Origin of the sequence: Psychrosphaera saromensis, from assembly GCF_002954545.1 — a bacterium.
GTDB lineage: Bacteria > Pseudomonadota > Gammaproteobacteria > Enterobacterales > Alteromonadaceae > Psychrosphaera > Psychrosphaera saromensis.
Genome location: NZ_MSCH01000003.1, coordinates 731,410 through 755,008, shown reverse-complemented (window position 1 = coordinate 755,008; position 23,599 = coordinate 731,410). Strand labels below are relative to the sequence as shown.

Genomic DNA, 23,599 nt, shown 5'->3' with positions numbered 1-23,599 from the left:
TCATTTCCCAATGTTTTTTACCGCATCTTTTTAGATGCTTTGGTGTTTTTCTTTAATTTCTTCCACTTGCTGTGCGCGGTGGACTAAGTTTAATACGTGAATATATGCTTTCACGCCTGCGTGAATAATGTCGGTAGCTAGGCCTGTACCATGGAAGTTGCGTCCCATAGACTGCGCAATAATGTCGACTTGACCAATTGCATCACCACCTTCACCTTTTGAATTTAATTTAAAATCAATGATGTTTAAGTCAATGTGGGTCATTTGTTTTAAAGCATTGTAAGCCGCTTCAATTGGACCATTACCTGTTTCTGCTTTATAAATGGCATCTTCTCCACCAATAGAAACTCCAACCGTTGTGGTATTCACTGCTGAGTTGCTAGACAAACCTTGTAACGAGGTTAATTTGTAATAATCAGAGTCATCTTTTAATTGCTGATCAAACAAAATAGCTTCTAAATCATAGTCGTGAACTTGGCCTTTTTTATCGGCAAGTAATAGGAAGTCACTGTAAATATCATCCAAATTGTAGTCGTTATCGGAATAACCCATTTCAGTCATACGATGCTGAATAACATGGCGGCCAGAACGAGACGTTAAGTTTAATTCATTACTTTGCATGCCTATGTGTTCAGGTTTCATGATCTCGTAAGTATTTTGTGCTTTTAAAATACCGTCCTGATGAATACCAGAAGAGTGAGCAAATGCGTTAGCTCCCACAATAGCTTTGTTTTGTTGTACTGGCATATTACAAAGCTGGCTAACTAATTTTGATGTTCGGAAAATTTCTTCAGACTTAATATTAGTATCCACGCCAAAACGTTCTTTGCGGGTTTGTAATATCATTGCCACTTCTTCCAATGCACAGTTACCAGCGCGTTCGCCAATACCATTTACTGTACATTCTATTTGGCGTGCGCCAGCTTGCACTGCAGCAATACTGTTGGCGACGGCTAAACCTAAGTCGTTATGGCAATGCACCGAAATAATCGCTTTATCGATATTTGGCACTGTATTTTTAATACCAGAGATGATCTCAGCAAATTCAGTTGGCTCTGTATAACCTACTGTGTCTGGGATATTAATGGTGGTTGCACCAGCGTCAATTGCACGTTCTATTACATACGCTAAGTCTGCAACTGGAGTACGACCAGCATCTTCACAAGAGAACTCAACATCATCGGTATACGTTTTGGCTAATTTAATCGCGTTAACGGCCATTTCAGTGGCTTGCTCTAAGGTTTTTTGTAGCTTGTGTTCCAAATGAATTGGCGAGGTAGCAATAAAGGTATGGATACGACGCTTTTCAGCAGGCGCTAACGCTTCACCGCAAGCAATAATGTCTTTTTCCATTGCTCGAGCTAAGCCACATATAATTGGCCCTTTTACTTGTTCGGCTATGCTATTTACTGCGTCAAAGTCACCAGGGGACGAAACTGGAAAACCAACTTCCATTACATCTACACCCAATTTGGCAATAGCGTGGGCAATTTGCAGTTTTTCACGTTTACTTAAACTGGCTCGTAACGCCTGTTCGCCATCGCGTAATGTGGTGTCAAAAATAATGACTTTGTCTTGATTCATGTTGTGCATATTCCTTTCTCCTGTAGCCCAATCACTAACTAACAGGGTAAAAAAAACCCCGCTAATTGAGCGGGGTTTTTATTGATACTATTTAAATTTAATCAACCAAAACAAGCCCGCGTGCAGATAAAAGCAGCAGGTTTAGCAGTAAGATAATTGTAGTGGTGAATAAATTTGTCATTTTTTTAAATAATTATTCTAAATTGATTGTTGTAATTTTTATCACTCTAGCAAATGGAGTGCAAGCTCTAATTATTAAATTAGCTATTCTTTTCGTTATTTGTTATTCAAAACTGCAAAAATAGAGTAATTTATACCGATAAGCTCTACATGCGTAAGCTTTATCGTAATATACGTATTTAGTAATTGAATATAACAGCGAATAATATTTGTAAGTAAAAGGAAATAAACTATGCCTCGTGTAATGGCTAGCACTAAACATTCATTAAAAGTTGGGATGATTGCTTCAATCGTCTCATTATTTATTTCAGGCTGTTCCCCATCTAATCAAACGGCAGATAATATGACATCAGAAACAGTAAAAGCAGCACTAGCACCAGTAGCAAAAAAAGTTCCATTTGAAATGGAGCAACATGGGCATAAACGTATTGATGACTATTACTGGATGCGTGACGATAGCCGTGAAGATAAAGAGATCTTGGCGCACTTAGCCGCCGAGAATAAATTTGTTGATGCGCAAATGGCGCATACTCAAGCATTACAAGATACGTTATTTGAAGAAATGACAGGTCGTCTTAAAAAAGATGATGCCAGCGTGCCATACCAAAGACGCGGTTATTGGTGGTATACACGCTATGAAGGCGACAATGAATACGCTATATATGCACGTAAAAAAACCACATTAGACAACAAAGAAGATGTATTTTTAGATGCCAATGTATTAGCTAAAGAACATGAATACTTTAGTTTAGGTGGCGTGTCAGTAAGCACCAACAATAATATATTAGCGTATTCAACGGATACAGAAAGCCGTCGTTTATATGTTATTGAGTTTAAAGATTTAGCCACAGGCAAAATGTATGACGACAAGTTAGTTAATACATCTGGCAGCATAGTGTGGGCAAACGATAACAAAACTGTGTTCTACATTAAAAAAGATGTACAAACGTTACTAGGTTATCAAGTATATCGTCATACTTTAGGGTCCAGCCAAGACAACGACAAGTTAGTTTACCAAGAAGATGATACGACGTTTTATACTGGTATTGGTAAAACCCGCGATAGCCAAACTATTTATATTTACCACGACTCTACGTTAGCCGCCGGTGCATCTGTTATATCGGCAGAAACGCCAAATGCTGACTTTACTCCTTTAGCTCCGATAACGTCTGGTCATGAATATGATTTTGACCAACATAACGACTGGTATTACATACGTACAAACTTAGACGCTAAAAACTTTAAGTTAGTCAAAGTAAGCCGTTCTGAAAGTTCAGACACCAGTAAATGGCAAGACGTGATCCCACACAGAGCAAATGTGTATTTTGAAGACTTTATTGTTTTCAACAATCACTTAGTGGTGGAAGAGAGTGAAAACGGTAATACCAACATTCGTGTTATTAATTTAAAAACTAATAAAGAAACGTCATTACCATTTAATGATGCAGCTTATGTTGCCACGTTCGATACTAACCCAACGGCAGATAGCGATAAGTTACGTTATTACTACAGTTCGTTAACTACACCTGGTTCAGTTATAGAAGTCGATTTAAATACCTTTGAAAGCACAACATTAAAACAAGATGAAGTACTAGGTGACTTTGATCCCAACTGGTATCAAAGCGAACGTATATTTGTTACTGCTCGTGATGGTAAAAAAGTCCCTGTTTCTTTGGTATACCGTAAAGATAAATTTAAAAAAGACGGTACTAATCCTCTTTATCAATATGCGTATGGTTCTTATGGGGCAACGATTGACCCGTATTTTTCAGCGTCTAGATTATCTTTATTAGACCGTGGTTTTGTTTATGCATTAGCGCATATTCGTGGCGGACAAATGTTAGGTCGTACTTGGTATGAAGACGGCAAAATGTTTAACAAAATGAATACCTTTACTGATTTTATTGATGTGACTAAGTCATTAACGGAACAAAAATACGCAGCCAAAGACAAAGTGTTTGCCATTGGTGGCAGTGCTGGTGGTTTGTTAATGGGTGGTATTATGAATATGGCACCTGAGTTATATCTTGGTATTGGCGCACATGTACCATTTGTTGATGTGGTTACCACTATGTCTGATCCAAGTATTCCTTTAACCACTAACGAATATGACGAATGGGGCAATCCAGCCAATAAAGACTCATACGAATACATGTTGTCGTATTCACCTTATGATCAAGTTAAGGCGCAAGATTACCCAAATGTCTTAGTTACTACTGGTTTACATGACTCACAAGTTCAATACTTTGAACCAATGAAGTGGGTCGCTAAATTACGTGATATGAAGACTGACTCAAACAAGCTGTACTTCCAAACTAATATGGATGCAGGACACGGCGGTGCATCTGGCCGTTTCCGTCGCTATAAAGAACTTGCACTAGAATATGCATTCTTTATGGATTTGGTTGGTATTAATAAGTAATTTAAGTTTTGATTAAACTAATAGGCGCCTAATATGGGCGCCTTTTTATTATATTGATAGAATTGGTCAACTGTTTGTCCAAAGTAATATACATAGCCAAATAAGACGAATACATGAACCTAGAAAAATTAGAAAACCACTGTGCGGACTTTATTCTGCAACAACAAATTCACGATGCTGCTCATGATATAAATCATATTAAGCGTGTTGTCGCTACCGCAAAAAAATTATGCAAGCAGGAAAATGCAGACATTCATATTGTACTGCCCGCTGCCTGGTTACATGACTGTGTTTCCTTTCCTAAAAATCATCCTGATAATAAACGCGCATCAACATTAGCCGGTGAAAAATCGGTTGAGTTTCTAACCTCTATTGGTTATCCGTCTGAGTATTTAGACGCGATTGCTCATGCAATTAAAACGCACAGTTATAGTGCGAATATAACGCCAGAAACACTTGAAGCTAAAATCGTTCAAGACGCCGACAGATTAGACGGACTAGGCGCAATTGGTGTGAGTCGTTGTATGTTAGTGGCAGGTAAATTAGGCAGTAAGTTATATAATCCTGAAGATCCGTTTTGTCAGGTAAGAACACCGAACAGCAAAGTTGCAGCGGTTGATCATTTTTATGAGAAGCTATTTAAAACAGCAAAAACTATGACAACCAAAGCAGGCTTACAAGAAGCACAAAAGCGTGTTGAATTTATGCAAGGTTTTTTAGCTCAACTGGCTGCTGAGCTTGGTGATGAATCAGTTCTCTCAATGCCGTAAGTCAATGTAATAAACCTGTGCAGTAAGTCATTGCAATAAATCAGCAGAATAAAATAACAAACGTGTTTAACGGGTTAGCTTAAAAACAAAGTAAACCCGTTAAGGCAAGTACCAGTAATGACGTTATTAACAGTGGAAAACGTCCATTTCTGTATTTGCCATTATACTTAATCCAATACCAACCTAGCCTTACCGCTAACCAAGAAATAGCGGCAGATACAGGGGCCTGGTTTACATCCTTAACTATCTGGTAAAACAAATAGTCAACTTCATGCCTTTGTACCACACGTTGTTGTAACTGCTCTGAGCCTTCTTGCTTATAGTTTAACTTTCCATGTATAAATGCATAGTCATGGGGAATTGAGGCGGTAAGTAAAATGCCCATAGGTCGTAAAATACCAAAGGTAATAAAAGCAACAAACCAAGGAAAGGGAATAGATGCCCCATCTATTTCAGTATTCTTTGGGACCACTATGGTGCCATCTAATTTAGCCGAAATACCAGAAACACTAATGCTCCAATCTTGAACTAAATGGTACTTTCTAGGTGTTCTGGCGTTAAGTATGTGCTGCCACCAAGTTAAGTTTTTAGTTTTGATTAGTTGAGGTTGCAGTTGCGGTAGTTCATCGAAAGAGAACTTAGCTTTGTTTTTTATTATTAGCATGTGATTGCCATTCGTGTAAGAACTCACCGTATTATAAACGTACTTTTTTAATTTATATATGCTGTGTTGTGCGATGACACGCACAACACACGAGAGCTAGTTTCTTTTTATTTTACGCAAGGTAAGTAGAAGCTACTAACCATTTAGGCATAAAACCTAGTCACTTTAGCGTTCTACTTCTTTAAACCTACCAGATTTATCATTGCCATCCATTCCATGACGAGGGTGATATTTACCTAATGGTATTGTGTAAAGTATGCGTTGGTTAACTTCCCTAGCAATAGGTACATAGTCAGTCATTACCGTTGATATTGCTGTAGCTATTATTTGTAATAGGAGGCCGTTCGAATTTTTACCTGTTGTATCTTTAACGATAACACTTTCATGTTGCCATAAATATTCGTTAGTTTTAGTTGAAATAAGCTCAAATTTTAGACCTACAGTGACATTAGCTGAAGTAACAAGGTAAGAGGTATCCCACTGATCAATAGTCACAAACAATACGGCATCGGCACCAAATATCTGGTTAAACTTTTCCAAAGGCACAGATTTTAATTGTGCTCCGTCGGTTATTCCTTCTAACGTTAAAACATGGTTTATATAAGGCACAGGTACTACGTAAAAACCAGCTTCAGACAGTGGTTGAGCAATGGTTGTAGATAATAAATCAGTAGCGTCAGCAGCGGTTGTATTATTAATTGCAGGTACGACAGCAATACTTAACGGCCTTTCATTATACATTTTTGGAAATGCTTCCATTTTACCTACAGGCTCTGTTGTTACACAGCCAGATAACAATATAAAAAAAGTGAGTAGTATTAAAAATTTATTCATTTTTATCTCCTACTCTTAAATTTTCTATATATGTTTTTGCTTCAGGATAAAGTGAATATTCTTGGTTTAATAATATGTTTGCTTTGTCGTGATTGCCTTTTTCACTTTCATACATACTGAGCTCAAAATAAATGCCAGGTGGTATTTTCTTTTCATAGGACTGGGCATTATTAATTATGTTAAGTAACTCACGATAATGACGCTCCTTACTCTCAGCTGACGGTTCTTTTTTCGTAGCATAAAGCGTATCTGAGTAATCACCCCAGTAGTAAATGTTCTTGTTTTGTACACACGCAGTGACAAAAATTAATGTTAAAACAATAGTTAGTTTTTTAATAATTACTAAGCTATTCACAAAAAAAGAATTCACAGAACCGGTATCTACAGTAAAGGTATTCATGGAACAAATATCTCAACTGTTTGGCCGTTAGATAGTAAAATTTTCTTACGGACTAACGTAGTCTCGTCCCTCATAACTTTAATCGAATGAACTCCAACGCTTATTGGAAACTTTGAGACCATTTGTTCATCTAACATATATTGTGAGACACTTAAATCTATTGTGATTTCATTATCATCTACATATAACGTTGTGTTATTGAAATTGCCTTTCAGTAGTATAAAGCCAGAGTCTTCTACTTGAGTAACGCTTGAATAGTTAGTTGTACATCCAGATAACGGGATGATAAAGACAGAAAGTATGATTGCTAAGATAAACTTATTCATGGTTATTTCCCTTCATTTCTTGTACTACATATTGCGAAATTTTTGTTTTATCTAACTTGCCTGATTTCGTTGTTACTAGGCTCAACTCGTTATCACCCTCACCAACAAAACCAATAACTTCCAATGTTGCTACTTCTTTACCTGGTAACGATATTAGAATACCGGTTTGTGGATTTTTCACCTTTTTACCAGCTTCAATTACAGCGAAGTTATGACCTAACTTGATACCTTGTGATTCACCGCCTGTCATAAATAGTGATTCCACTTCACCACTATCAATTAAGTATGCTTGCCACGGGGAATCTAAAAGGTTATTCATTATGTTAGATACAACTTTAGAGATAGCTGCAGACACAGCTTTGTCATCTAAAGATGTATCGTAAGCGGCTGTTTTACCAACCCCAAATACTTGGTTAGCTTCAGTTCGCGCTTCACCAGATGCTTCTTCAGAGTAGACAATACGACTTGTTTTAACGTCAATTAAGCGAACATTTACAGTCGCGTTAGCAATTTGAATTTTATTACGTGAAAAAATAGCAACGTCGCTTTCTGCGCGTCGGCCAAATTCAGATATTGAACCAACGATTAAATAGTCAGCGCCTATTTTAGATGTCTCAAAGTTTTTTGCCTCAGAGCTAAGTAATTGGACATCAGGCCTCTCTAGCATGATGAATTTACCACTAGCAGTTAACCTTGAGCTTAAAATATCAGTTGCCTGTTTTCCCAGTCGGTTGTTGTTATTGTCAACTAGGAAGCTATTGCCTCGTTTTGTTTCATCAGAAAAACGACCAATAGCAACAAGGCGTTTTAATCCTTTAAATTGTTCAGTATCAATTTCAGATATCTGTTGATTCGCTGTATTTATTGGTGCATTTAATATTTCGGGCGTTGGCGATGTACATCCAGATATTAATGAAACTGAAAGTAAAAAAAGTAGAAACTTTTTCATGAACAAATTCCTTGTTGTAAACATTTTAAGGCGAATTTTATCCATACACTTAAGCGATAAACTGTAAGCGTTTTGGATAGTCATTGTTAATAAAGTAATAGTTGAACAAAAATGTTAGATAGGCAAGTAAAGAAATGTAAAAGCAGTTTTACATTTCTTTACAGTTGGGGCGTACTTATAAAACCCATGATTAGATATCGGGCTCTTTAGAGTTTAGAACTCAAGCGTTGGGTCAGCGACAAGCTCGTTGATAGCCTGTTTTAAATCTTCCCTAAACTCAGTACGTTGTAATGAATATTCCAAGTTCGCTTTAATAAAACCAAGCTTGTTACCGCAATCGTGAGTTTTACCAACAATATGGTAAGCCGACATATTTTCAATTTCATTTAACTGATGCAATGCATCCGTCAATTGAATTTCACCACCGGCACCCGGTGCAGTTTTGTCTAATAAATCCCATATTTTAGGTGAGACAACATAACGACCAGTGATTGCTAGGTTTGATGGCGCGGTTCCATCTTCTGGTTTTTCTACCATAGTTTTTATTGGTGCTGAGCCACCTGGGGTTAGTGTATCTCCGTTAATGTCTACTACCCCATAACTACCAACGTCCTTTTCAGGGACTGGATTTACCATTATTTGGTTGTCACCGGTTAATTCGTATTGTTTTAGCATCCCAGCCAAGTTTTCAACACCAAGGTCTGAATGATATTTATCTATGATCACATCAGGCAACATAACGACAAATGGACTATCTCCAATTGCCGATCTTGCGCAGTTAATTGCGTGGCCTAAGCCTTTTGCCTCAGCTTGGCGTACCGAGATCATAGTTACGTCTTTTGGATTAATAGAGCGTACTTCTTCTAATAAAGAGCGCTTAACACGAGACTCTAATTGCGCTTCTAATTCAAAACTTGAATCAAAGTGATCTTCTATCGAGTTTTTACTCGCATGTGTAACTAAAATAATTTCGCGAATACCCGCGGCAGCAGCTTCTTCCACAACATATTGGATTAATGGTCGGTCGACTAAAGTCAGCATTTCTTTCGGTATTGCCTTTGTTGCTGGCAACATACGAGTTCCAAGGCCCGCTACCGGGATAACAGCTTTGGTTACTTTCTGGGTCATGTATATTTCCTTTTCTACTCGTTTTTAAGGTTTGTCAGCCACACCGTTTGATACGGCATTAATTCAAGTTCTGTGGCGGTATCTTCGATGTTTTTATTAGATATTAGTTCAACCCAGTCATCTGTAACGATTAGGTTCAATTCATTCAGCCTTAACTCTACTTTTTCATCGCTGACATTGCTAATACAAAATATACTTTGTTTTCTATCTAAGCTTTGACGCCAAAAACCAAATAATTGTAAACCTAGATGTAACACATATTGTGTGGCATTTGGATGAAATGCCGGCTGTTTAGTCCTAATGTCAATTAACGCCAACATACGTGTAAGTACTTTACTGTGACTCGAATAATCCGAGTCTAGTTGTTCTTTTAATAATTTATAATCCCAGCGATGGCGATTGATTGAACGGTTGTGGTGAGTATTCTTTAATTTTTCGTAATCGTTTGGCGTACCCAATATACTGTGAATATAAATACCCGGAATACCTTCTAAACCAAACATAATGGCGTGAGCACAAATAAAGCGTTCTAAGCCCCATTTATCTTCACCGCCAATGGTTCCTTTTAGTGCATCAAACAAGGCAATGTTGATTTCATACGCTTTTTGTTCGCCTGTATCCGCCGTTCTCCAAGAGACTCGACCACCAAAGTTTTGCATGGTATTGACTAAAGTATTTAACTCAAGATCTGACAATAAACCCTCAGCAGGTCTAAGACCAATACCATCATGCGAGGCAATAAAGTTAAAATAACATGTGCCGTTTTGTGCAGGAGGCATGCTCATTAACCAACGTTTTAAATAAGTACAATCGCCAGTTATTAACGAGTTGACCAGTAAAGGTGGTAATGAGAAGTTATAAATACAATGTGCTTCGTTCGCGTTACCAAAATACGTAAGGTTTTGTGTGTTAGGTATATTGGTTTCTGTGATGATCACAGTTTCAGGTTCAGTGTGTTCTATTAACGTGCGTAATAGACGGATCACTTCATGGGTATAAGGTAAGTTAATCGAAGGACCACCGACAATTTTCCATAAAAATGCAACGGCATCTAATCTAAATACCTTCACACCAGAATCAAGATACTGACGAATAATAGAAACGAATGACAGCAGCACATGTGGATTTCTAAAATCTAAATCTACCTGATCATGACTAAAGGTACACCAAACGTATTTTGTGCCCTCAGCGGTTTCAGTTTCACGTAACAAAGGACTGGTTCTTGGGCGAACGACCTGTGATAAATCGTCGGACGGATCTGCAGTGAAAAAGTAATCTTTCCCTACGCCTGAACCTTTAATAAAGTTTTGAAACCAGGCACTACGACTTGAACAGTGATTAATCACTAAGTCTGACATTAGCTTATATTTACCAGCGATATCTTCAATATCTTGCCAGTCACCTAAAGACTCGTTAACACTAGAATAATCTATGACTGAAAAGCCATCGTCAGAGCTATAAGGAAAAAAAGGCAATATATGCACTGAGTTTATTTTGTCATTTAAGTAGGTATCCATAAAAGACTCTAAGGTCTTTAATGGTTTTTGTTCTGGCTCCACAATGCTGTCACCGTAAGTGATTAACATCATATCCTTTTCCGACCAATGGTTGGTGTAAGGGACAGGCTCAACAAAATTGTTCGGGATATTCATTTCATCTATCAATAACCGAGACAGCTCAGTGATTGGCATAGGCAAATCAATATTTTCATAAATCACATTCAGTTGTTGTTCAACCTTGTGTGTTAGTTCATCTAAAGTGGCAGGCATAGATGCATACTCCTATTTGGTGGCATCAGCTTTAGCTTTGCTGGCAAATTCTTCATAATCTAATTCCACAGCCTGTTTCAATTCTTCTAGTACATTAGGCATGGCGCTAGTGACTCGGTGCCAAGATGGTATAAATGGCGTTTCCATCGGGTTCGATAAAAAGTTTTCACCGGCTTCAATGATATTTTTGGCAAACATTTCTACCGATTTCTCTTCAGTATGAATATCCAATTCTAAACCATTGATCATGGCGTCATTACGGTACGTTTCTACGTAGTCTAATGCGATTCTGAAATAGGTGGCTTTAATCGTACGCATGTTTTCAGCGTTAATAATATAACCTTGAGTCGCCAATTTACGGAATAAGGCTTTGGTAATATCAATCGACATTTTAGATAAACCACCGTCGGTTGACTCTAGTGATAAATCTTGGTGTTTATGATCGTAGTTGTTGGCGATATCTACCTGACAAATTCGGTTTGAGGCAAAGTTTCTGTGCATTTCTGACAATACACCTATCTCTAAACCCCAGTCACTTGGAATTCTTAAGTCGGTTAATACGTCACGGCGAAAAGAGAATTCACCAGATAATGAATAGCGGAAGCTGTCCATGTATTCCAAATATTCATTGGTACCTAGAACCCGCTTAAGTGCTTTTAATAATGGCGTTACTAATAAACGTGCAACCCGGCCATTTAACTTACCGTTTGCCACACGTGCGTAATAACCTTTACCAAACTCGTAGTTAAATTGCGGGTTGGCTACAGGATAGATTAAACGAGCTAATAAGTTTCTATCGTAAGTTAAAATATCGCAGTCGTGTAAAGCAACAGACTCCGCTTTACCAGACGCTAAAATGTAACCCATGCAATACCAAACGTTACGACCTTTACCTAACTCTGTTGGTGCTAAACCTAGTGCTTGTAACTTAGCGTCCAAAGCTTGTAAACGTGGGCCGTCATTCCATAAGATTCTGTGATGTTGAGGTAAGGTGCTAAAGAAGTCGAGGGCGTGTTTATATTGATCTAAGTCTGCGCGGTCTAAACCAATAACAATCTCTGATAAATAAGGCACTTTAGCTATTTTATCTATGATATCCGGTAGCGCTTTGCCTTCTAGTTCTGAATATAACGAAGGCAAAATTAAGCCCAGTGGACGAGTTTTGGAAAAAGATAATAATTCAGCTTCAAGATCTTCTGTGCTGCGATTAGTTAAATTATGTAACGTTGTTACAACGCCATTTTGATAAAAATCAGCCATGATGTAGCTCCTTAGGAAATTTAATAATTTTTGCTAAACATTCAGTCCAACCTGTTGGTCCAAATTGTGTACTTTGAACCACGTTGGCAGTGCGAGTTAGTGTAGGAAAGTCATGCTTGTGTGATTTGATTTGAACTGCAATGTCAGCGACTTCTAACATTTCGTTATCGTTATAACTGTCACCTAATGCGACAGTGGTGTAAGTGGTATTTTTAGTTGTTGCAGAAACTAGGCTAGATAAAAATTCGGTTAACCAAAGCATGGCTTTACCTTTATCACTGTGGCCACTTACGTGTAAAAAGCGACCACCTTGTAATACATTGGCTCCGGCATCAGTTAACAGGGTTTTAATTTGTTGTTTTTGTTCATCGGTTCCATTCCATTTTAACGGTTCGCTGTATAAACGACTGTTAGCATTTAACGCTGCTGGGGCATTAAGGCCAGTTTCATTACATAGTTGTTCGTTATTCATGGCAGAAAAGCCGATATAACAGTTTTGTAATTCAATCGGTAAAGTGTTTAATAAACTCAACCAGTGCTCTCTCGATTTTGAAAAGCTTTTAACCCAATAACGCTCAAACCGTTCCGTTCCAGCTGGTTGTTCTTTAACAAAGCCAATAGGGATAAAAACAGCCGCACCGTTTTCGACAATAAAAGGGGTATCTAACTTCGTTTGTTGTCTAAAGAAAATAAGCTCGGCGAAAGTCTTACTGGTATTGGGGATAACAGGAATGTTGGCATCTTTTAACTTGCCTAGCATTTCCACTGCAGGTTGAAAACTATAGGTGTGATGATCTAACAAGGTGCCATCTAAGTCGGTAAAGATTAAATACTGATTTTCCATCTTAATAATTGCCTCTTATTATAATATTGTTAAATGGCTTTATTTTTTATAGTCGCTTTGATGCTATCAAATTCAGCAACTGAGCTACCGCTGACTAACATAGGTTGTCGTTGTGCATCTAATTGCAGTACTAAATTACAGACCTCTGGTACTTGTTTTAAACCATGTTCAGTTAACCGTTGGAAGTGTTGAATAAAACGTTCAACTTGCTCATCTGACATAATCGCTGAAGGTGCATTTTTATCCGCTGATAATGCATGAGCTTGTCGTAACTTGTGCTCTTGTTCTTTACGCCAATTAGAGATGCAGTCAAACGACGGCGCTTTAAGCATTAACCAAAAGTCCATTTGTTGATATAAAGCTAAATAGTCAGACTTAAGTGCGTCGTTAACATATTTACGCCACGTTCCGTTTTTGTCTTCTTCACTTTCTAACGTATTTATTGGTTTAACTAATTCTTGTTCGGTTTGTTCTGGCGTGCCCCAACACCAACCTTCCATAACCACCACGTCAACTTTTTCTGTGACTAAAGGCCAATTTTCTTCTGGTTCTGGGTCGTCTATCGCCTTATTAAATCTTGGTAAACGACAATTGGGTTTGTCTGATTTTAATGCGTGTAGGGTCGATGACATTAATTGAGTGTTGTGTGTACCTGGTACGCCACGAGATTTTAAAAGAGGATGAACTGTGTCGGCTAAGTGATTACGTTTTTGTTGGCTTAAATAAAAATCATCTAACGAGATAACTGCCACAGACAATTGATGTTGGCTTTCAAGATACATTTTTATAAAGTCAGCTAAAGTAGATTTTCCAGAACCTTGGCTACCATTAAGACCTACAAAGATGCATTTAGACTCCCGTTTTTGGTGAGTGTTTATTAATTCAGCAATAGGTATGAACCAATTTGGTGCGTAACTTTCAATTGAACTTGTTAGCTTATGCTGTGCTTTAAAGGCTTGTATTAGCTGGTCTGTAGTCATATTTATTAGCTGATTTTTCATCAATTTTTTTATATATGTAGAGTATAGATAACAACTAATGTGCCAGAGGAAGTATTTATCGCAGATTAGTGCAAACCTTTATACAATGTGTGCAAATGTTTTACGGAGTTAAACAATGTCAGAAGTGAAATTATCAAAACAACAGCAAGATGCTGCAATCGTCAAGTTACAGGAATATTTTCAACAAGAGTTAGACCGAGATTTAGGCCAGTTTGAAGCTGAGTTTTTATTGGAGTTTATTATGAAAGAAGTAGGCTCCTCTATATATAATCAAGCATTATACGATGCTCAGAGTTTACTCACTGCTAAAATTGAAGATGTGTTTGCAGAAATCGAACAGCTTGATTCTTTATAGTTTTAAGCAATATCCTTTTTAGTCTATGTTAAGCTTACGTCTCTTAAATTAATGCTCTCGCCATTTTGTAGGAAGCCCTGTGTCTATTAGATTTAACCGCCCTTTTGCTAACCCTATCAAAGCAATCAGTTTTGATTTAGACGATACCCTTTATTTTAATGAAGAGGTGATCCGTAACGCCATTCAAGTTCAGTTTGATAAAGTCTGTGAACTAGTTCCAAGTGCAAAACAAAAAGGCATAGCTTATTGGGACACATTAAAATGGCAAGTGGCCAAAAAGAATCCTGAGTATTGCCATGATGTTAATGTATGGCGCCATCACGTATTAGATTTAGGTTTAACCTCGTTTGGTATCAAAGAGCCGCAAAAATCAGTTATGAATAAACAAATTTATGATGCGTTTTGTGAAGCTCGTTCTGACTTTACCGTGCCACAACAAACCTTTGATGTACTTGAGCAATTAAGTGACAAGTATCCGCTGGTGGCGGTAACCAATGGTAACGCCGATTATGAACGTATCGGTTTAGCGCCTTATTTTGTTGGTTATTACCGAGCAGGCGAAAACGGAACAAGAATGAAGCCGTACCCAGATATGCTAAATGACGCTTCTAAAGATTTAAATATTCCTTGTCAGAATATTTTACATATTGGCGACAGCGCCATGTCAGATATTCAAGCAGCGTTAAACGCAAATTGTCCGTCTTTATGGTTTAATCCGAACAATAATCACTACCCAAGTGGTTTTACTTTGGCAAATGGTGAATATTCGCACTTGGATGATTTGTTAACCCTGTTATAATCATTTCCTGTTTATATATACAGCGTTATTATTTGCCTTAATTTAGTAGCAATATAATAGCGCTGAAGTTACTCGCTTCATTAATTTTATAGGTTTTGTCTCTATGGACGTTTATATTCCCTCGCAAGATATTCCAGGCTCATCCACAGCTATGTTAAAGCTGAATGAGCTAAATGAACGTCAATATGAAGCAGTTACTGCACCACCACAAAATATGTTGGTATTAGCAGGCGCAGGTTCTGGCAAAACTAAAGTGCTAATTAGCCGTATCGGTTATTTAATTCAAGCACACCAAACATCAGCATTTTCAATATTAGCGGTCACCTTTACTAATAAAGCGGCTGCAGAAATGCGTCATCGTTTAGAGTCGTTATTAGGCCAAGGTACGGTTGGTTCACAATATGGCGCAAGCGGTATGTGGATTGGCACTTTCCATGGTTTAGCCCACCGTTTTTTACGCACTCATTTTCGTGAAGCAAAATTACCAGAGAGCTTCCAAGTATTAGACTCGGACGATCAACATCGTCTTATTCGCCGTATCATGAAAAGTCTTAATTTGGATGACAAGCGTTATCCAGCAAAACAAGCCATGTGGTACATCAATGGTAAAAAAGACGACGGATTAAGACCAAAACATATAGAAAGCTTTGATCCAACGGAACAAGTATTTTTACAAGTTTATACCGCGTATCAAGAAGCGTGTGACCGCGCAGGTTTAGTCGACTTTGCTGAAATATTATTACGTAGCCACGAAGTATTAGCCACGAATGCAGAAGTATTAAGCCATTACCGTAAACGTTTTCGTCATATCTTAGTGGACGAGTTTCAAGATACTAATAAAATCCAATATGCCTGGATTAGATTATTAGCAGGAGCCCATGGCGGTAATGTTGCTGAGAAAATCCCACCATCACATGTGATGATAGTAGGCGATGACGACCAATCAATATACGGTTGGCGTGGTGCACAAGTTGAAAATATTCACAGTTTCCAAAAAGATTTTACTAACGTAGAAGTCATTCGTTTAGAACAAAATTATCGTTCTACCGCCACTATCTTAAAAGCCTCTAATGCCGTTATTGCTAATAATACCGACAGATTAGGTAAAGAGCTTTGGACTGAAGGTGCCGAAGGCGACCCAATAGCATTATACGCTGCGTTTAATGAAATAGACGAAGCGCGCTTTATTGTTGGTAATATTAAGAAGTGGCAGGAAGAAGGCGGATCGTTATCTGAGTCTGCCATCTTGTATCGTAACAATGCCCAGTCTCGTGTTTTAGAGTCGGCATTAAATGAAGCAGGATTGAGCTATCGTATTTACGGTGGTTTACGATTCTTTGACCGCCAAGAAATTAAAGACGCATTGGCGTATTTACGCATGGTTTCCAACCGTGACGATGATGCCGCGTTTGAACGTGTTATTAATACACCAGCGCGTGGTATAGGTGAAAAAACATTACAAATGTTACGTGATGCTGCTCGTAGTCAAAACATGACCATGTGGCAAGCGGCAGGACGTTTACTGGATGAAAAACATTTATCAGGCCGAGCTAGTAACGCCGTTCAAAGCTTTATGGATTTAATTGTTCAACTTGAAAGTACAGTGCAACCTTTGCCTCTGCATGAGCAAGCGGATCACGTTATACAAAGCTCTGGTTTGAAAGCGATGTATCAGGCAGAAAAAGGCGAGAAAGGTCAAACACGAGTAGAAAACTTAGAGGAATTGGTTTCTGCTTGTAAAGATTATGAACCTGACGAAAATATGCAAGAAATGCCATTGTTAGCGGCATTTTTATCGCACGCGTCATTGGAGTCTGGCGAATCTCAAGCCGATGCTTATGAAGACGCCGTGCAGTTAATGACATTACACAGCGCTAAGGGATTAGAATTCCCTATGGTATTTATGGCTGGTGTAGAAGAAGGCATGTTCCCAAGCCAACAAAGTGGCGACTCACCAGAACGCTTAGAAGAAGAGCGTCGTCTTGCTTATGTTGGTATGACACGAGCAAAACAAAGACTGTTTATTACTCATGCAGAAACAAGACGCATGTACGGCCAAGAGTTGTATCATCGTCCGTCTCGCTTTATTGCAGAAATTCCACAAGACTGTATTTATGAAGTTAAATTGTCGACGCAAATGTCGAGACCGCAATCAGGTTATAGCAGCGGTTATGGTGAAGCATCTACTTACAGCCAAAATTCTGGTTATAGCTCAAGTTCAAACCACGGTAGTTCTACCGGACATGGTGGATATCAAGGTGACAGAAATAAAGCCAAATCATCGAAAAACTTTGGCGGTGGATTTGACCAAGCTTCAAGTCATTTAAAGTTTAGCGAAAGTCTGTTTTCTTTAGGTCAAAGAGTCAGCCACGCTAAGTTTGGTGAAGGTACGGTATTAAACTGTGAAGGCGACGGTGACAACTCTCGCATTCAAGTTAATTTTGATGATTTTGGCGCTAAATGGTTGGTAACGACTTACGCAAAATTAACCGGCATCTAACTTTATGTTGAACCAACTTATTCATCATTTAACCCAAATAGAACAGAGATGTTTGTTATGGGTTAAAGGTGAACAAAGTTGGGCGCGTAACCAAGTTCAAACTTGGTTATCTCAAATGGATAAACCAGTACAAACAATTTGGTTTGGCGATCAGCAAACTACAATTACTCCAACACTTACTCCGACAGAAAATTCAACACAGCCTCTCAACGAGACTGAAAAACAAATACACAATAAAATTACCGACATACGGATAAAACAATACAAAAAAATGTTGGGACAAGAATCTGACGTGCTGATTTACGACAGTTACGCAGGGTTAAATCCAGATGCATTAGGGGCACTTGTCGGCACAATTAAACTCGGTGGCGTATGTATTATTATTTCACCGGAACAACCAGACTGGATAGATTATACAGACCCTGAATATAATCGATTATGCGTAGAACCTTTTACTCCAGAGCAGATTAGTCATCACTATATTGAATATTTCATCAATCAATTAAATCAGTCAAAATCAATATTGACCATTAGTCAAAGTGATGGTTTTTTACCTTTAAATGGTAAATCAACAAGGTTAAATAAAAGAGATTTTGATGATGAACAAAGCACATGCCAGTTGGAAAAACTAAATAATTGGATTGTTAAGTACCCGATAATGAATGACAAAAAACACATGGTTATGCCTAATGTTATTGATATTAAAGGGTTTTGTGATGATTTGTGTAAGACCCAAGATCAAAAAGATGTTGTAAATACGTTATGTGAATCACTAATTGACGGATGGTCATTTGATGATAAAATTATTAATAATCAGTGCCTTAGTGGTGAATTTGTTAATTCTACGGCCGTTGTTTTACAATCCGACCGTGGCCGAGGAAAATCATCCGCACTAGGTTTGTTTGCGGGATGTTTGTTAATTAACGCCGAAAAAACATCAAGTGAATTTCATGTTTTATTAACTGCACCCCACGTAGAATCAATTGTTGGGGTGTTTGAGTTGTGCAAGATAAGTCTTGAGAAATACGGTGTTAAATACAGTTTTGACAGCAATAAAATAGTAACTGACTATGGTTCACTTACATTTGTTGCACCAGATGAATTAGAAAAAAAACTAGCGGATGCCGACTTAGTATTAGTGGATGAAGCGGCTGCTATCCCCACTCAAATGTTATTACCGCTAATTGAAAAGTGTAACGCTGTGGTTTTTGCTACAACCATTCATGGTTATGAAGGAACCGGGCGTGGTTTTGAATATAAATTTAAGCCACTGTTAAATAGAACATTTGATGACGTAAAACAGTTAACAATGAACCAACCGATTCGTTGGAATGAAGATGACTTTTTAGAGTCAGACATAAATCGTTTGTTAATGATCAATGGGCAATTACCAAAACTATTGAAGCAAAATATTTTATCAAAATCTGAAAATATATTATTTAAAACAGTAACACCTGAACAACTAATAAAAGATGCATCTAATCAAGGTAGTCAGTTAGAACAATTATTCACTTTGTTAGTAAATGCTCACTATAAAACCACACCGAACGATTTACGTAATTTATTAGATGGTCCAAACATTAAAATATTTTGTTTGGAACACGACAGTAAAATATTAGGCGCGGTATTATTAGCAGAAGAAGGAAATCTTGATCCCGAACTCGCTGAAAAGATTTGGCAAGGCACTCGACGACCAAAAGGCCATTTACTCCCTCAGTCTTTATTGGCTCATTCTGGTTTTAAACAGGCTGGAAAATATAAATACGGCCGTATCATTCGGATCGCTATTCACCCAGAATTACAAGGGCAAGGATTAGGCAGTTTATTATTAGGCAAAGTGAAAGATGCTCTTATAAAACAAGATTTTGATTTCTTAGCCACCAGTTTTGGTATGGCTGAAAACCTGGTTAAGTTTTGGCAAAAAAACAATTTAACATCGGTACGCTTAGGTTTAAAAGCACAAGCATCCACTGGCGAATATTCTTTATTAATGGCTCAAGCTTTGAATCCGCCGGCGATTGTTTTTCAGCAACAACTAACATCTAGATTTCAACAAACCTTAAAACTTGAACAACAATTGAATATGCGCACTAAAACAATCTTGAGGCTATTAACAGATGATATTTCATTAGACACAACCGATGCTGAGCATGATAAAAGTGACTTAGTGTGTTTTAGCCATTTTTATCGATCGTTAGATACTTGCTTGTTAGCTATGTCATTTTTTATAAAAGCACGGCCAGAATTAACTTACCCACAGATGATTTTAGATAAAGTAATTGATGGATATAGTGATAAAAAATTAATTGAAAAATATAAGTTAACTGGTGAAAAGCAACTGGTGCAAAAATTCAGAGATGAATGGAAAAACCTTATCAAGGTTATTTAGACTAGCGATTAGTTTAGAAAATGATTTAGCGTTCCGTTCTTGTATTGTGGTTTTTAGAATCGCTTTTGTAACTTATAAGTACTTTTAGATAACAAAAAAGCCGAGTGATTTATCACTCGGCTTTATCAATTTAGTCACTTATTATTTCTGACCGTGACGTATAAGGTAAGCGCTATTTTTAGCTGTTAGAATGTATAGTTCAAACGAGCGTAGTAGTAACCACCTTGCCAATCAACAATATTGCTTGACCAGTAAACATTACCACAACAGTCATCGCCTTCATCTTCATCCGGATAAGTATCTAGAATATTACGAGCTCCGCCAGAAACACTTAAACTATCACTGATAGTGTAAGACAACTCAAGATCGAACAGCACACTTGGGTCATAGGTTTGAATTACCGTTGCATCAGAATCGATTGCATTATCATACGAACCATAAAAGTTTCCGCGTACTAAAACTGTTAACGCATCAAAGTTATGTTTAGCTGATAAAACTGTACGCCATTTTGGAATAGAGTTTTCTAAGTCATATTGATTTTCAGCATTTAAATAGGCTGAAACTTCATTAACGTCTGTATCTATTACGGTTGAGTTATAGTTTACAGAACCCGTTAGTAACGTATTATCTAACTGGTAAGTAGCAACAAAATCAAAACCTGAAGTAGTAGTATCAAATGCATTTTGGAAGTAATTTACTCCACCAATTGTATTTGCACCGTCAACACCAGCAGCTTCAAGCGCTATATAATTATCATACGCTTCTCCACTTGTAGTATCTGTTGATACATCTTTAGTTGAAACCGCGTAAAAACGATCTTCTAACGCAATACTGTATAAGTCGAAAGTAAGATTCAATTTATCAATATTACCGGTAAAGCCTAATGAGTAGTTCACTGATTTTTCAGGTGTTAAAGGGTCAGCACCAAGTGCTTGGCCTACAGGACTTGAGGCTGGAAATAACCCCGTTGCTACTGGCAAACCATCAGGTAAACGAGTTGAAACATTTGTTGTACCTTGTTGGCCAGGTGTTGGCGCACGGAAACCAGTGCCGACAGAACCACGTAAATTAAAGTCTTCTGTTAAGTTGTACTTAAAGGCAACTTTACCTACTAACTCATCACCAAAGTCGGAATAGTCTTCGTAGCGGAATGCAGTTTGCACAAATAACTCATCAGTAAGGTCGGTACTTAGATCAATGTACGCACCAACCATGTCTCTTTCATAAAGACCTGAGTAATCAGGTGAATAGCCAGGGAAACCATTTGAACCTACACCTACAACTTGGAAAACGGCATCAGAGCTATCAGAGCAATCAAGTGTAGAGCCGTTTGCAATAACCGCTAAGCCATTAGCTGTTGTGGTACCGTCATCATTACAGAAATTATGAGGATCTGGTAGTGCATAAGCACCTGCAGAATAAGACGCTTCATCGCCAGCTTCTAGTTCATAGCTTTCTTCCATGTAGGTAAGACCAAAGGCAACTAATACATCTGAATATAAACCTAGCTCTAGATATTTAGTGAAGTCTGCAGAGAATTGTAACTCTTCATTAATCAAAGCGCCTGGCGTGAACTCTGTTGGAGAAGCTGCGCCCATTGACGGGTTAACTGTATTTTTTAATGTATATTCAATTTTGTTTGAACCAAAGCGACCACTTACGTCGTAAGTCATTTCGTTGGCAAATTCACCTTCTAAACCACCGACAAATGACAGGTCAGTAATATCACCAAAAAATCTAGGCGTGAAACCACCTGGGAATTTTTCTAATGGCGAGTAAAGAGAACCATCTTCTTGGCGTATGTCTTCAATTGTGCCATTACCTGGGTAACGATAATAAAAGCCACCATCGCCCTCACTTTTAGAATAATTACCAAAAGCATAGAAGTTCATCGTATCTGAAATTTCATAACCTGAATTAAAGAACAAACGAGCAGCTGAAGTATTTGGTTGTCCCCATGGTTGTACAACGTCATCTCCATTAATATTGGCAGAGTCTAAACCAGCAATAAAGCCTTCCTCGGTAAAACCTGATACGCCAGTATTAAGGCCAGTTAGAAAGTTAGGATCATCAACATCAACACATGCCCAGTCTTCACAATATTGCTCTGAACGCGAAGTCGCTGCTGAATCTGAATATTCACCAGAAACACTAATAAACCCTTTCTCACCAAGAGCAAAACCTAAATTACCAGTAATGCTAACTTGTCCACCGTCGCCTTCATAATATTGACCAGTAGTTACTGAAACCGAACCACCTTCACTATTATCTTTTAACGCAAAGTTAATAACACCAGCGATAGCATCACTACCATATTGTGCTGCAGCACCATCACGTAACACCTCAACACCTTTAAGCGCTGACGATGGAATGGTCGCAATATCTGGACCTTGAGTACCAGAACCACCAATTTGAACTAAAGCAGAACGGTGACGACGTTTACCATTAACTAACACTAAGGTTTTATCTGTTGGCATACCACGTAATGAGGCAGGACGAATAAATGAAGCACCATCAGAAATAGGTTGTCTTTCTAAAGAGTAAGATGGGACTAATGTTTTTAAAATATCATTGGTGTCTGAAAAAGGAACCGCGGCTAGGTCATCTTCACTAAATACGTCAACAGGTACTGGTGAATCGGCAACCGATCTTGGCGCGCCACGGGAGCCGGTAATAACAATCTTTTCAACTGCATTGTCGGTAGCTACGGCATCTTCTGCCTCTGCAGCGTAGGCGGTTGAGACAGCAACGGAGCCTATTGAGCATGTTATTAAGGCCGTTCTTATAGCTTTGCTTAACTTAGTTTGCGTTAGCATAATGTTCCCCTTAGCAGGATAAAAGTTATTATTTTTATTAAAGTTATATATTTTTTATTATTATTAGAATGTTAAGCGCACGGCATTTAGGTAACTACCGTGTTAATCGTTTTTAAGGCTTAGCGAGAACCATTTCTATCTCGATAAGCATATTTGGACCGCCAGCTAAACCAGCAATTTGAAATGCTGAGCGTGCAGGTTTATTAGGTTGTTCTTTAGTACCAAAGTATTTTGTATAAGCTTTCATAAAGCCTGAAAAGTCCATTTTTCCATCCATAGCTGGGTCGCCAACGATGAATACTTGCATTTTGATCACGTCAGAAAAATCAACACCAAGTTCTTTTAAAGACACTTCATAACGTTTAAATATGTTTAGTGCTTGAGTTTCTGTATCACCGTAGTATTCACGGCTACCTTTTTTCGCTTCAGCGTTTACCGGACCTGGCACCATACCGCTGTGAAAAATTAATGCGGTGTCTGCTGTCACTTCTACCGCTCTAGAAATTGGAAATGTACTGTTATTTGGTAGAGCGTGACGAGTTACATCCGCCATTGCGCTCGCTGAAAGTAGTGTCATAGCGGTAAGTAAAATGTGCTTTTTCATAAGAA

General features: G+C 38.1%; 19 protein-coding genes. 6 read left to right on the top strand and 13 right to left on the bottom strand.

Annotated features, from left to right (window positions below; translation table 11 throughout):
- Positions 1–30: 30 nt before the first annotated feature.
- Complete coding sequence (gene leuA, locus BTO11_RS03380) at positions 31–1,584, bottom strand: 2-isopropylmalate synthase (RefSeq protein WP_105053650.1); 1,554 nt, start codon at positions 1,582–1,584, stop codon at positions 31–33.
- 412 nt (positions 1,585–1,996) lie between these two features.
- Here leuA and BTO11_RS03375 point away from each other — a divergent pair, with 412 nt between their 5' ends.
- Together BTO11_RS03375 and BTO11_RS03370 are read left to right on the top strand one after the other, a co-directional pair.
- Complete coding sequence (locus BTO11_RS03375) at positions 1,997–4,186, top strand: S9 family peptidase (RefSeq protein ID WP_105051263.1); 2,190 nt, start codon at positions 1,997–1,999, stop codon at positions 4,184–4,186.
- A gap of 113 nt (positions 4,187–4,299) precedes the next feature.
- The gene (locus BTO11_RS03370) at positions 4,300–4,956 is read left to right on the top strand and encodes an HD domain-containing protein (protein WP_105051262.1); all 657 of its coding nucleotides are present in this window, start codon (positions 4,300–4,302) and stop codon (positions 4,954–4,956) included.
- 79 nt (positions 4,957–5,035) lie between these two features.
- On the opposite strand, the gene BTO11_RS03365 is transcribed toward BTO11_RS03370, so the two are convergent.
- The 10 genes from BTO11_RS03365 to BTO11_RS03320 form a co-directional block, all read right to left on the bottom strand.
- Positions 5,036–5,620 (bottom strand): DUF1353 domain-containing protein, encoded by a 585-nt coding sequence (locus BTO11_RS03365; RefSeq protein WP_105051261.1) that lies wholly within the window; start codon positions 5,618–5,620, stop codon positions 5,036–5,038.
- A gap of 165 nt (positions 5,621–5,785) precedes the next feature.
- On the bottom strand, positions 5,786–6,454 hold the full coding sequence (locus BTO11_RS03360) for a GNA1162 family protein (RefSeq protein ID WP_105051260.1): 669 nt from the start codon (positions 6,452–6,454) through the stop codon (positions 5,786–5,788).
- Positions 6,447–6,854 carry a DUF4810 domain-containing protein gene (locus BTO11_RS03355; RefSeq protein ID WP_105051259.1) on the bottom strand — a complete coding sequence of 136 codons (408 nt, stop codon included), beginning with the start codon at positions 6,852–6,854 and terminating at the stop codon, positions 6,447–6,449. The genes BTO11_RS03360 and BTO11_RS03355 overlap by 8 nt, the downstream gene beginning before the upstream one ends.
- The gene (locus BTO11_RS03350) at positions 6,851–7,180 is read right to left on the bottom strand and encodes a hypothetical protein (RefSeq protein WP_105051258.1); all 330 of its coding nucleotides are present in this window, start codon (positions 7,178–7,180) and stop codon (positions 6,851–6,853) included. Before BTO11_RS03350 ends, BTO11_RS03355 begins: the two co-directional genes overlap by 4 nt.
- Complete coding sequence (locus tag BTO11_RS03345) at positions 7,173–8,129, bottom strand: CsgG/HfaB family protein (RefSeq protein WP_105051257.1); 957 nt, start codon at positions 8,127–8,129, stop codon at positions 7,173–7,175. The genes BTO11_RS03350 and BTO11_RS03345 overlap by 8 nt, the downstream gene beginning before the upstream one ends.
- A gap of 213 nt (positions 8,130–8,342) precedes the next feature.
- Positions 8,343–9,257, bottom strand: a complete 915-nt coding sequence (gene galU / locus BTO11_RS03340; RefSeq protein ID WP_105051256.1) for a UTP--glucose-1-phosphate uridylyltransferase GalU — start codon at positions 9,255–9,257, stop codon at positions 8,343–8,345.
- 14 nt (positions 9,258–9,271) lie between these two features.
- Positions 9,272–11,026, bottom strand: coding sequence for a sugar phosphorylase (locus BTO11_RS03335; RefSeq protein ID WP_105051255.1), 1,755 nt, complete (start codon positions 11,024–11,026; stop codon positions 9,272–9,274).
- A gap of 12 nt (positions 11,027–11,038) precedes the next feature.
- Complete coding sequence (locus BTO11_RS03330) at positions 11,039–12,286, bottom strand: glycosyltransferase family protein (RefSeq protein ID WP_105051254.1); 1,248 nt, start codon at positions 12,284–12,286, stop codon at positions 11,039–11,041.
- Positions 12,279–13,130 (bottom strand): HAD-IIB family hydrolase, encoded by an 852-nt coding sequence (locus BTO11_RS03325; RefSeq protein WP_105051253.1) that lies wholly within the window; start codon positions 13,128–13,130, stop codon positions 12,279–12,281. The genes BTO11_RS03330 and BTO11_RS03325 overlap by 8 nt, the downstream gene beginning before the upstream one ends.
- Positions 13,131–13,159: 29 nt before the next feature.
- Positions 13,160–14,110 carry a P-loop NTPase fold protein gene (locus BTO11_RS03320; RefSeq protein WP_181135826.1) on the bottom strand — a complete coding sequence of 317 codons (951 nt, stop codon included), beginning with the start codon at positions 14,108–14,110 and terminating at the stop codon, positions 13,160–13,162.
- A gap of 136 nt (positions 14,111–14,246) precedes the next feature.
- On the opposite strand from BTO11_RS03320, the gene BTO11_RS03315 reads away from it, so the two are divergent.
- The 4 genes from BTO11_RS03315 to BTO11_RS03300 all read left to right on the top strand — a co-directional run bounded on the left by BTO11_RS03315 (position 14,247) and on the right by BTO11_RS03300 (position 20,174).
- Positions 14,247–14,486: a DUF2164 domain-containing protein gene (locus BTO11_RS03315; protein WP_105051252.1), complete on the top strand. Its 240-nt coding sequence runs from the start codon at positions 14,247–14,249 to the stop codon at positions 14,484–14,486.
- Between the two features lie 79 nt (positions 14,487–14,565).
- On the top strand, positions 14,566–15,285 hold the full coding sequence (locus tag BTO11_RS03310) for an HAD-IA family hydrolase (protein ID WP_105051251.1): 720 nt from the start codon (positions 14,566–14,568) through the stop codon (positions 15,283–15,285).
- A gap of 103 nt (positions 15,286–15,388) precedes the next feature.
- A complete protein-coding gene (gene uvrD / locus BTO11_RS03305; protein ID WP_229793369.1) occupies positions 15,389–17,785 on the top strand; it encodes a DNA helicase II in 2,397 nt (798 codons plus the stop codon).
- Between the two features lie 4 nt (positions 17,786–17,789).
- Entirely contained in the window at positions 17,790–20,174 is a 2,385-nt protein-coding gene (locus tag BTO11_RS03300; protein WP_105051250.1) for a GNAT family N-acetyltransferase, read from the top strand.
- A 185-nt stretch (positions 20,175–20,359) separates the two neighbouring features.
- On the opposite strand, the gene BTO11_RS03295 is transcribed toward BTO11_RS03300, so the two are convergent.
- Both BTO11_RS03295 and BTO11_RS03290 read right to left on the bottom strand, forming a co-directional pair.
- The gene (locus tag BTO11_RS03295) at positions 20,360–22,990 is read right to left on the bottom strand and encodes a TonB-dependent receptor plug domain-containing protein (RefSeq protein WP_105051249.1); all 2,631 of its coding nucleotides are present in this window, start codon (positions 22,988–22,990) and stop codon (positions 20,360–20,362) included.
- A 112-nt stretch (positions 22,991–23,102) separates the two neighbouring features.
- On the bottom strand, positions 23,103–23,594 hold the full coding sequence (locus BTO11_RS03290; protein ID WP_105051248.1) for a RidA family protein: 492 nt from the start codon (positions 23,592–23,594) through the stop codon (positions 23,103–23,105).
- Positions 23,595–23,599 lie beyond the last annotated feature (5 nt).